This window comes from Rothia santali (genome assembly GCF_024199905.1).
Taxonomy (GTDB): domain Bacteria; phylum Actinomycetota; class Actinomycetes; order Actinomycetales; family Micrococcaceae; genus Rothia; species Rothia santali.
On sequence record NZ_JANAFB010000061.1, the window covers coordinates 1 to 9,327 of the forward strand.

Annotated in this window: 8 protein-coding genes; 7 read left to right on the forward strand and 1 reads right to left on the reverse strand. The window is 74.5% G+C overall.

The window, feature by feature from the left end; genetic code table 11:
- The first annotated feature begins 234 nt into the window (after positions 1-234).
- From NBM05_RS14630 to NBM05_RS14645, 4 genes are all read left to right on the forward strand, one after another.
- The gene (locus tag NBM05_RS14630; RefSeq protein WP_254168949.1) at positions 235-1,068 is read left to right on the forward strand and encodes a siderophore-interacting protein; all 834 of its coding nucleotides are present in this window, start codon (positions 235-237) and stop codon (positions 1,066-1,068) included.
- A 351-nt stretch (positions 1,069-1,419) separates the two neighbouring features.
- The gene (locus NBM05_RS14635) at positions 1,420-1,830 is read left to right on the forward strand and encodes a phage holin family protein (RefSeq protein ID WP_254168951.1); all 411 of its coding nucleotides are present in this window, start codon (positions 1,420-1,422) and stop codon (positions 1,828-1,830) included.
- Positions 1,817-2,359: a DUF3618 domain-containing protein gene (locus NBM05_RS14640; RefSeq protein WP_254168953.1), complete on the forward strand. Its 543-nt coding sequence runs from the start codon at positions 1,817-1,819 to the stop codon at positions 2,357-2,359. Before NBM05_RS14635 ends, NBM05_RS14640 begins: the two co-directional genes overlap by 14 nt.
- 87 nt (positions 2,360-2,446) lie before the next feature.
- Entirely contained in the window at positions 2,447-2,752 is a 306-nt protein-coding gene (locus NBM05_RS14645; protein ID WP_254168955.1) for a DUF4235 domain-containing protein, read from the forward strand.
- Between the two features lie 135 nt (positions 2,753-2,887).
- Here the strand turns inward: NBM05_RS14645 and NBM05_RS14650 are convergent, their stop codons facing one another.
- Positions 2,888-4,045, reverse strand: coding sequence for a YihY/virulence factor BrkB family protein (locus tag NBM05_RS14650; RefSeq protein ID WP_254168957.1), 1,158 nt, complete (start codon positions 4,043-4,045; stop codon positions 2,888-2,890).
- A 214-nt stretch (positions 4,046-4,259) separates the two neighbouring features.
- Here NBM05_RS14650 and NBM05_RS14655 point away from each other — a divergent pair, with 214 nt between their 5' ends.
- From NBM05_RS14655 to NBM05_RS14665, 3 genes are all read left to right on the forward strand, one after another.
- Positions 4,260-4,979 (forward strand): TetR/AcrR family transcriptional regulator C-terminal domain-containing protein, encoded by a 720-nt coding sequence (locus tag NBM05_RS14655; RefSeq protein WP_254168959.1) that lies wholly within the window; start codon positions 4,260-4,262, stop codon positions 4,977-4,979.
- A 355-nt stretch (positions 4,980-5,334) separates the two neighbouring features.
- The gene (locus tag NBM05_RS14660) at positions 5,335-7,140 is read left to right on the forward strand and encodes an APC family permease (protein WP_254168963.1); all 1,806 of its coding nucleotides are present in this window, start codon (positions 5,335-5,337) and stop codon (positions 7,138-7,140) included.
- Positions 7,141-7,210: 70 nt separating this feature from the next.
- Positions 7,211-9,327: sensor histidine kinase (locus NBM05_RS14665; protein WP_254168961.1), on the forward strand; the 2,117-nt coding region annotated here is incomplete at its 3' end.

The window sequence follows — 9,327 nt, forward strand, 5'->3', positions numbered from 1 at the left end:
CGGCCGACCGGCGCGCGGGCGGGTCTCCGGCCGACCGCCCGAGCGCGCGGGACCCGGCGAGGGCCCGGCAACGCCCTCGGGGGACCAGGATCACATCCCCGCCGGTTAGGGTAGGCTACCCAACCGCCCCCGTCGCCCCGTAGAGTCGAAGACGGCCTGCCCGCCGCCCCCTCGGCCCCGCCGTCCGCGGCGGACGGGCCCGGACCGTGCGACGCCCCCACCGGAAGGAAGCCGATGACCGCCCCCCAGACCCGAGCGAAGCGCCCCCAGCGCCCCCAAATCGTCCTGGAGGTCCTCGAGCGCGTCCAGCTGACCCCGCACCTGGTCCGCATCGTCGCGGGCGGTCCGGGCTTCTCGGCCGTCGCGGACAACGGGTTCACCGACGCCTACACCAAGATGGTCTTCGCCGCCCCTGACTCCGGTCTGACCCCGCCCTACGACATGGCCGCCCTGCGCGAGGAGCTCTCCCCAGAGCAGATGCCCTCGCTGCGCACCTACACGATCCGCCGCTTCGACATGGAGCGCGAGCAGCTGTGGATCGACTTCGTCGTGCACGGCCCCGAGGGCGTCGCGGGCCCGTGGGCCGACGCCGCGGAACCGGGCGACGTCGTCGTGCTGGGCGGCATCGGCGGCGGCTACGCCCCGGACCCGGAGGCCGGCTGGCACCTGCTAGCCGGCGACGAGGCCGCCCAGCCCGCCATCTTCTCCGCCCTGGAGCGCATGGACCGCGACGCCGTGGGCGTGGCCCTGCTGGAGGTCGACGGCGAGGCGGACCACCTCGAGGTGGACGCCCCCGCCGGCGTCGAGGTCCGCTGGCTGCACCGCGACGGCGCCCTGCCGGGCACCACCCCCCTCCTCATCGACGCCGTGCGCGCCGTGGAGTGGCGCGGCGACGACGTCCAGGTCTTCGCCCACGGCGAGCGCGGCGCCATGAAGCAGCTGCGCCCCTACTTCACCGACGAGCGCGGCCTGGACCGCTCGCGGCTCTCCCTCTCCGCCTACTGGGCGCAGGGCCGCGTGGAGGACGCGTTCCAGAGCGAGAAGCGCGAGGCCATCGGGCAGATCTGACCGATGTTCGGGGCGCCTCGCCCTACCGCCCTCGCCTGCCGCCGGCCCGCCTCCCACGAGGCGGGCCGGTCGCTTTTCATCGCCCATACCGCCGGGGCCGCGCTCAAGGCCGGGCCTCGGGGCGCCGAAGCCGACGTCGCCCCGCCCGGTGCGCCCCACTGGCCACCCCCAGACATACACTGTAAGGTGACCAGCATCACCTCGTTGCGCAGGGGGACGTGACACGCACCGCCTGGTGCACCGTCTCGGCGAGGGAAGTGCGTCAAGCACCCTCCCGGTGCGTCCCGCGGGGGCTCCTTACGGCACCTCCTGCCCTCCCCTGCGCCGCGTCCCGATCGGAAAGCGAGAGCCATGAGCCATCCAGCACCCCCGGAACAACCGAGACCCGCCGAACTGATCAACCGCCTGGCGGAACAGACCTCGCGGCTGGTCCGCGACGAGCTCAAGCTCGCCCGTGCCGAGCTGACCGCCTCGGCGAAGAAGGGAGGCGTCGGCGCCGGGCTGCTCGGAGCCGGTGGCGTCCTCGCGGCCTACGGGTTCGCGGCGCTCCTCGTGACGGCGATCATCGCGCTCGCCCTGGTCCTCCCGGCCTGGCTCGCGGCCCTGATCGTCACGGTCGTGCTCTTCCTCGCGGCCGGCGTCGCGGCCCTGCTGGGCAAGAAGAAGGTCGAGGACCTGTCCCTGCGGCCCGACCGCACCATCGACAACGTCACCCGCGACATCGACGAAGTGAAAGGACACATCCGCCATGACCACGCCTGACCCCCAGAACCGCACGCCCGAGGCCCACCCCGCCGGCCCGTCCCGGACCGCCACGCCCAAGCCGGGCCCTGCCGATCCGCCCCGGGCCGGTGCGCCCACGCCGGGCCCCACCGGCTCGCCCCAGAGCCGCGCCCCTCGGCCCAGCCCCGCCGCCTCGCCCCGGAAGGACGCACCCAAGCCCTCCGCCGCGGTGAGCTCGACGTCCGAGCCGGCCGCCGACGCCACCCCCGCGCAGATCGAGGCCGACATCGCGGAGACCCGGGCCGAGCTGGGTGAGACCGTCGAGCAGCTGACGGCGTCGCTGGACGTCAAGGCCCAGGCCAAACACCAGGTCGACGCCGCCAAGGACCGCGCCGCCGAGCAGGTCGCCCGCGTCCAGGCACGCGCGAAGGAAGGTCTGCACACTGCGCAGGACTCCGTCACCGACGAGCAGGGCCGCCTCAACCGGAACGGCTGGATCGCGGCGGGGGTCCTCGGCGTCGGACTCTGCCTCGGCATCCTCCTGATCGTCCGGGCCGCTCGACGCTGACCCCTTCCGGGACGCGGCTCGACGTGCTCGCCGGGCCGCGTCCCGCCCTCACCCTCCGATTCGACCCGCTCTACGAAAGGACCGCAGATGTCCCAGGACAAGTCCTCCGCCAGCACCTCCGCCAAGATCCTCTACCGCCCCCTCGGCCTGGCCGGGAGCCTCATCGGCGGCGCCGTGGCCGGCGTCGTGTTCAAGCAGGTGTGGAAGCTGGTCTCGCCGCGGAGCTCGAACGACGACGACGCCCCCAAGGCCCTGGAGTCCGAGTTCAACCTCGGCGAGGTGCTCGCGGCCGCCGCCCTGCAGGGCGCCATCTTCGCGCTCGTCAAGGCGCTCATCGACCGGGGAGGCGCCCGCGCCTTCCAGCGCGTCATGGGCGAGTGGCCGGGCGACTGATCGCCCGCCGGCGGCCGACCGCGGGATGCCGGGGTCGCCACCTACGGGGAGCCGCGGTCGCGGACCCCACGACGTCGAACGCTCCCGGCCCCTGTGGGGCCGGGAGCGTTCGGCATTCGCCTCGGCTCGGCGGTTCTACTTCCCCCGCGCGGAGGAGCCGCCCCGCACAGGGCGTGCGCCTCCGTCCCCGCGGTCCTCGTCCCCGCGGGCGCCAGCCTCCCCGCGGTCGTCGGTCCGCCCGGCGCTCTCCCGCAGGGCCCGGGCCCGCTCGACGTCCTCCTCGTACTTCCGGCGCCGCTTCTCGCTCGCCTTCGTGTCGCGCGGCGGCAGCTGCAGCGTCTCCTCGGCGGGCATCCCCGCCTGGAGCTCCCGCCCGCGCTCGATCTCCGAGTCCACCTCGGCGCCGAACAGCAGGATCGCGTTGATGATGTAGATCCAGAGCAGGAGGATGATGACGCCGGCCAACGCCCCGTACGTGGCGTCGTAGGAGCCGAAGTTCGAGACGTAGAAGAAGAACCCGAGGCTCGCCAGGATGCTGACGACGATCGCGATCAGCGCCCCGATGCTCATCCACGTGAACTTCGGCTGCCTGACGTTGGGCGTGGCGTAGTACAGCAGCGCCACCACCAGCACCACGACGCCGGCCAGGATCAGCCACTTGCCGATGCCCCACACGGTCAGGGCCGCCTGGCCCAGCCCGACGGCGTCGCCCACCGCCTCGGCCACGGGCCCGGACAGGACGAAGACCATGAGGCCCACGGCGCCCAGCACGAGGATCAGCGCGGTCAGGAGGTAGAGCTGCACGTTGAGCTTGATCGGCCCCCTGCCCTCCGGCACGTCGTGGATCGTGTTCATGGCCCGGCCGAAGGCCTTGACGTAGCTCGACGCCGACCACAGCGCCGTCAGCAGGCCGACGATCAGGCCGAGTCCCGCGGCGGGGGCGGTCAGCACCCCCTCCAGGGCCGGCTGGACCGTGGACCAGGCGTCCTCGGGGACGACGCCCTGCGCCTGGTCCAGGACCCCCGTCACGGCGGACTGGCTCTGGCCGAAGAGGCTCAGGATCGAGACCAGCGCGATCAGGGCGGGGAACATCGAGAAGACGGTCCGGTACGTCAGGCTGGCCGCGAGGTCGGCGCACCCGTCCGCGGAGAACTCGCGCAGGGTGCTCCGCAGCACGTACTTCCACGAGGGGGCGGTGATCTCGGCCGGCGAGTCCGGCTTGCGGTCGTCCTCGGGGTCCGGCGCCCGGGACGCGGGCGCCGCGTCCGCTGCGCGGTCACGGTGGGGTGTCATGGCGGTGTTCCTCTCGTCGGGTGCGTCGTCGCCAGCTCGCAGGGGGCGAGCGCGGCGTGGACGCCCCCGAGTTGGGAACGCCGGTCCGCGGGCCCGCCCTGCGACTAGGCTTACAATGTAAGACTTCCAGGCTAACAATGTAAGCCTCGCAAACTGACAACGTAAGGCCGAATGTCTGCTGGCATCCGGGGGGCCCTCGTCGCACACTGGGATCATGGGCACAGAAGTGAACGACCAGGCGCTGCGGCGCAGCAGCGCACCCGGGCTGAGCCGCGACCAGGTGGTCGGTGCGGCCCTGGGGATGATCGACGATCAGGGGACGCGCAACCTGACCATGCGCGGCCTGGGCAAGCGCATCGGCGTCGAGGCGATGTCGCTGTACCGGTACGTCAGCGGACGGGAGGACCTGCTCGAGGCGATCGTGGACCGGCTGCTCCAGGGGATCCGCGAGCAGCTCGACGACGCCGTTCCCACCAGCTGGCAGGAGTACCTCCAGAACCTCGCCCACAGCGTGCGGGACCTCGCCCTCGCCCACCCCCGCGCCTTCCCGCTCATCGCGACCCGCCACCCGGCCGCGCCGTGGCTGCGGCCCCCGCTGCGGAGCCTCGAGATGGTCGAGGACTTCCTCGTGACCCTGGGGGACTTCGGCTTCGCCGACGAGCAGAAGGTGGAGACCTACCGGGCCTTCACCAGCTTCCTCCTGGGCCACCTGCTGCTCGACGCCGCCGCCCGCGGCGGCGAGACCGCCCCCGCCGAGGAGCCGCTGGACGAGGGCGACGCCCAGATCTCGCACGCCGACGGCAACACCCTCCTGGCGCGCGACAGCGAGGTCTTCCGCCTTCGGGGCCTGCTCAGCGAGGACCACGGCGAGGAGGAGTTCGAGTCGGCCCTGGAGACCCTCCTGGACCGGATCGAGATGCAGATCTCGCAGTAGCGCCCCCGACGCGCCGGGCCCGCCCGTTTCCCCGTAGGGAAACCGTGAGGATCCGCCTCCCCGCTCCCCCGGACGGAGTTTCATGGGTCGTGCGCCACCCGCGCACCGCTGCCCAGCGGCCGGACCGGAGGAGAGGATCGACGTGTCGGTGACACACGAGGGGGGCCGGGACGCCGCGCCCCGCGGCAGGACGGAGCGCTCGACGCTGGAGCTGGACGGGGGCCTCCCGCCGAGGGACTCGCGGAGGTCCGCGGCCCGCCGCTGGCTGCTCGCGGACACGACCGTGGCTCCCGGGCGCCAGACCGGCCCCCACGGCCGGCCCGAGCGACACCAGCGCGCGCACTGGCTGCGGGTGATGTGCCTGACGGGCGTGGACTACTTCTCCACGCTGGGCTACCAGCCGGCCATCGCCGCCCTCGCGGCGGGCGCCGTGGCCCCGATCGCCACCATCGTGCTCGTCGTCGTCACCCTGGCCGGGGCCCTGCCGGTCTACCGGCGCGTCGCGGCCGAGAGCCCCCACGGCACCGGCTCCATCGCGATGCTCGCCAAGCTGCTGCCCCGCTGGGGCGGCAAGCTCACGGTCCTGGTCCTGCTCGGCTTCGCCGCGACGGACTTCATGATCACCATGACGCTGTCCGCCGCGGACGCGACCGCCCACCTCGTCGAGAACCCCTTCGCCCCCGCGGCCCTGCACGGCCAGGAGGTCGTGATCACCCTGGCGCTGATCGCCGGGCTCGGCGTGGTGTTCCTGCGCGGCTTCAACGAGGCGATCCGCCTGGCCACGGTGCTCGTGGCGGGCTTCCTCGCCGTGAACCTCGTGGTCGTCGTCGTCTCGCTGGCCCACCTCGCGGCCAGCCCGGACCTCGTCGTGGACTGGTGGGGCGTGCTCACCACCCAGCACGGGGACCCGCTCATGGTCGTGGCGATCGCGCTGATCGTGTTCCCGCGGCTGGCGCTGGGCCTGTCCGGTTTCGAGACCGGCGTCGCCGTCATGCCGCAGATCCGGGGCGACGCCGGGGACACCGAGCAGCACCCCGAGGGCCGGATCCGCGGCGCCCGGCGGCTGCTGACCACCTCGGCGCTGATCATGAGCGGCTTCCTCATCACCTCCTCCATCGCCACGGTCGCGCTCATCCCGGCCGCGGAGTTCCAGCCGGGCGGGGCCGCCAACGGGCGCGCGCTGGCCTACCTCGCGCACGCGTTCCTCGGCGAGGGCTTCGGCACCGTGTACGACCTGTTCACCATCGCGATCCTGTGGTTCGCCGGCGCCTCGGCGATGGCGGGCCTGCTGAACCTCGTGCCGCGCTATCTGCCGCGCTACGGCATGGCGCCGGCCTGGGCCCGCGCGACCCGGCCGCTGGTGCTGGTGTTCACCGCGATCGCCTTCCTCATCACGGTCGTCTTCCAGGCCAGCGTGGACGCCCAGGGCGGGGCCTACGCCACCGGGGTGCTGGTGCTCATCACCTCCGCGGCGATCGCCGTGACGCTGGCCGCCAGGAGGCGCGGGCAGAGGAAGGCCGCCGTCGGCTTCGGGATCGTCAGCGCGGTGTTCACGTACACGACCGTCGCCAACGTGATCGAGCGGCCGGACGGCATCAAGATCGCCGGCTGCTTCATCGCCGGCATCGTCCTGGTCAGCCTCGTCTCCCGGGTGGCGCGCTCGACCGAGCTGCGCGCGACCGCCGTGCGGCTGGACCCCGCGGCCCAGGCCTTCGTCGACGCCGCGCCGGACGGCGTCGTGCGCCTGATCGCCCACGAGCCCAACGACACCAGCGCGGAGCGCTACCGCTCCAAGCTGCGGCACGCCCGCTGCGCCCACCAGCTGCCCGACGACGACGTCCTCTTCCTCGAGATCGTGGTCTCCGACAGCTCGGACTTCGAGGACGACCTCCTGGTCCGCGGCGTCGAGCGGCACGGGTACCGGGTGCTGACCGTGCGCGGCAGCACCGTGCCCAACGGCATCGCCGCGGTGTCCCTGCACCTGCGCAACGTCCTGGGGCTGAGCCCGCACGTCTACTTCCGCTGGACCGAGGGCAGCCCGCTGACCAACCTGCTGCGCTTCCTGCTGTTCGGCGAGGGCGAGATCGCGCCGACGACCCGGGAGGTCCTGCGCCACGCCGAGTCCGACGTCGTCCGCCGCCCCTGGGTCCATGCGTCCTAGGGGGCGCGGCGCGCGCCTCCGCCGCCGCCCGGGGCCTACCCTGGGACGTGACGGAGGAGAGGACGGCGCGATGACCGGACGACGCGGGAGACTGCGGGTGCTGCTCGGCGCCGCACCGGGCGTGGGGACCACCTGCGCGATGCTCGAGGAGGGGCGCCGGCTGCTCGCGGAGGGGCGCGACGTCGTCCTCGGCGTCGTGGAGACCCACGGGCGGGAGGCGACCGAGGCGCTGGCGGCCGGGATCCCCCGCGCGGCCGCGGCGGCCGGGGTCCCGCACGCGCGCGGAACCACCGGCGCCCGGCAGCGGCCGGAACGGCCGGAGGACCCTCGGGGCCGCGGCGGCCGGGCCGGACCGGCTGGACCTCGACGCCGTGCTGGCCCGCGCCCGCAGGTCGTCCTGGTGGACGAGCTGGCGCGCGCCAACCCGGCCGGGGCCCGGCACGCCCGGCGGTGGGGGGACGCGGAGGAGCTGCTCGAGGCCGGGATCGACGTCGTCTCCACGGTCCGGGTCGAGCAGATCGCCTCGCTCGACGACGTCGCCCGCCGCATCACCGGCGTCCCGCAGGACGGGACGGTGCCGGACCGCGTGCTGCGGGAGGCGGACCAGGTCGAGGTCGTGGACCTCGCGCCCGCGTCGCTGCGCGAGCGGCTCGCGGCGGGCCTGATCTACCCCGCCGAGCGGGTGGACGCGGCCGTGGCGAGCTACTTCCGCCTCGGCACCCTCACGGCCCTGCGCGAGCTGGCCCTGCTGTGGCTCGCGGACGACGTCGAGCAGGCCCTGCGGGACTACCGGAGCGAGCACGGCATCGAGGAGGACTGGGGGACGCGGGAGCGGGTGGTCGTGGCCCTGCCCGGCGGCCCCGAGGGCGAGGCGCTGCTGCGCCGCGGTGCCCGGATCGCGGCGCGCTCCGGAGGGGGCGAGCTGCTGGCCGTGCACGTGGCCGGGCAGGCCGCCCCGGGCCCGGGGGCGCCCGCGGACCGGGCGGCGCAGCGGGCCCTCGCGGAGCAGCTGGGCGGGACGTACCACCAGGTGCTCGGTGAGGACGTGCCCCGGGCGCTGGTCGGCTTCGCCCGCTCCGTGGGGGCCACGCAGCTCGTGCTGGGCGCCGGGCGGCGCGGCCGCTGGGCGACGAGGCTGACCGGCCGCGACGTCGGGACCGCCGTGATCGGGGAGTCGGCGGAGATCGACGTGCACATCGTGCCCCGCGCCGCCGCTGGGGGACGCTCCGCCCTCCCCCGCTCCCGCTCGGCGCTCACGGCGCGGCGCCGGCTGGCCGGCCTCGCGATCGCGCTGCTCGGCGGCCCGCTGCTGATGTGGCTCCTCGCGCCCCTGCGGGACCCCGGTTCCATCGCCACCGCCGTCCTGAGCTACCAGCTGCTGGTGGTGGTCGTGGCCCTGGTGGGCGGCCTCTGGCCCGCGCTGTTCGCGGCCCTGCTCTCCGGGATCACGCTCGACCTGTTCTTCGTGGAGCCGCACCTGACGGTGGCCGTGGCCGACCCGGTGCACCTCGCCGCGCTGCTGCTGCACGTCGTGATCGCCGCGCTGGTCAGCTACGTCGTCGACCGCGCGGCCCGGCAGACGCAGAAGGCACGGCGGGCGGCCGCGGAGTCGGAGCTGATCCAGGCCGTGGCGGGCAGCGTGCTGGGCGGCCGGGACGAGGTGCGGGCCCTCGTGGAGCAGACGCGCGAGGCGTTCTCCCTCGACGCCGTGCGGCTGGTCCGGGACGGCGAGGCGCTCGCGGCCGCCGCCGGGGCGGGCGTGCCCCGGCTGGTCGTCATCGGGCGGGCCTCGGACGGGCACGAGGCCGAGCTGGCGGAGTTCGTGCGCAGGGGCCGCCTGGCCGGCGTCGAGGTCGAGGTGACCGGCTACCTCAGCGACGAGGGCCTGTTGGAGGCCGCCCGAAGTGTGGGCGTGCCCGTGGTCGCGCACCGGCACGTCTCCGCCTCGGGCTCGCTCAACTCCTGGCTCACCGCCGGGCGGCGGCCCGTGGTGGCGGCCAACCGGTACGTGGCCGAGATGGCCCGCGCCCGCCCCGGGACCCTGACCGTGGTGGCCCCCGAGGCCCTGGCGGAGGCGGTCACCGCCGCGCGCGCCCGGCCCGCGGGCACTCTGCTCGAGCCCTCCGCCGTGGCCGGGCAGGGCCTCGAGGCCACGGCCGCGGCGTACCTCGCGTGGTGGGGGTGCAC

What these genes read in the sequence shown, in the direction of transcription:
- NBM05_RS14660 (WP_254168963.1), top strand. Translation starts at nt 5,335, where the DNA reads ATGTGCCTGACGGGCGTGGACTACTTCTCCACGCTGGGCTACCAGCCG.
- NBM05_RS14645 (WP_254168955.1), top strand. Translation starts at nt 2,447, where the DNA reads ATGTCCCAGGACAAGTCCTCCGCCAGCACCTCCGCCAAGATCCTCTAC.
- NBM05_RS14630 (WP_254168949.1), top strand. Translation starts at nt 235, where the DNA reads ATGACCGCCCCCCAGACCCGAGCGAAGCGCCCCCAGCGCCCCCAAATC.
- NBM05_RS14640 (WP_254168953.1), top strand. Translation starts at nt 1,817, where the DNA reads ATGACCACGCCTGACCCCCAGAACCGCACGCCCGAGGCCCACCCCGCC.
- NBM05_RS14635 (WP_254168951.1), top strand. Translation starts at nt 1,420, where the DNA reads ATGAGCCATCCAGCACCCCCGGAACAACCGAGACCCGCCGAACTGATC.
- NBM05_RS14655 (WP_254168959.1), top strand. Translation starts at nt 4,260, where the DNA reads ATGGGCACAGAAGTGAACGACCAGGCGCTGCGGCGCAGCAGCGCACCC.
- NBM05_RS14650 (WP_254168957.1), bottom strand. Translation starts at nt 4,045, where the DNA reads ATGACACCCCACCGTGACCGCGCAGCGGACGCGGCGCCCGCGTCCCGG.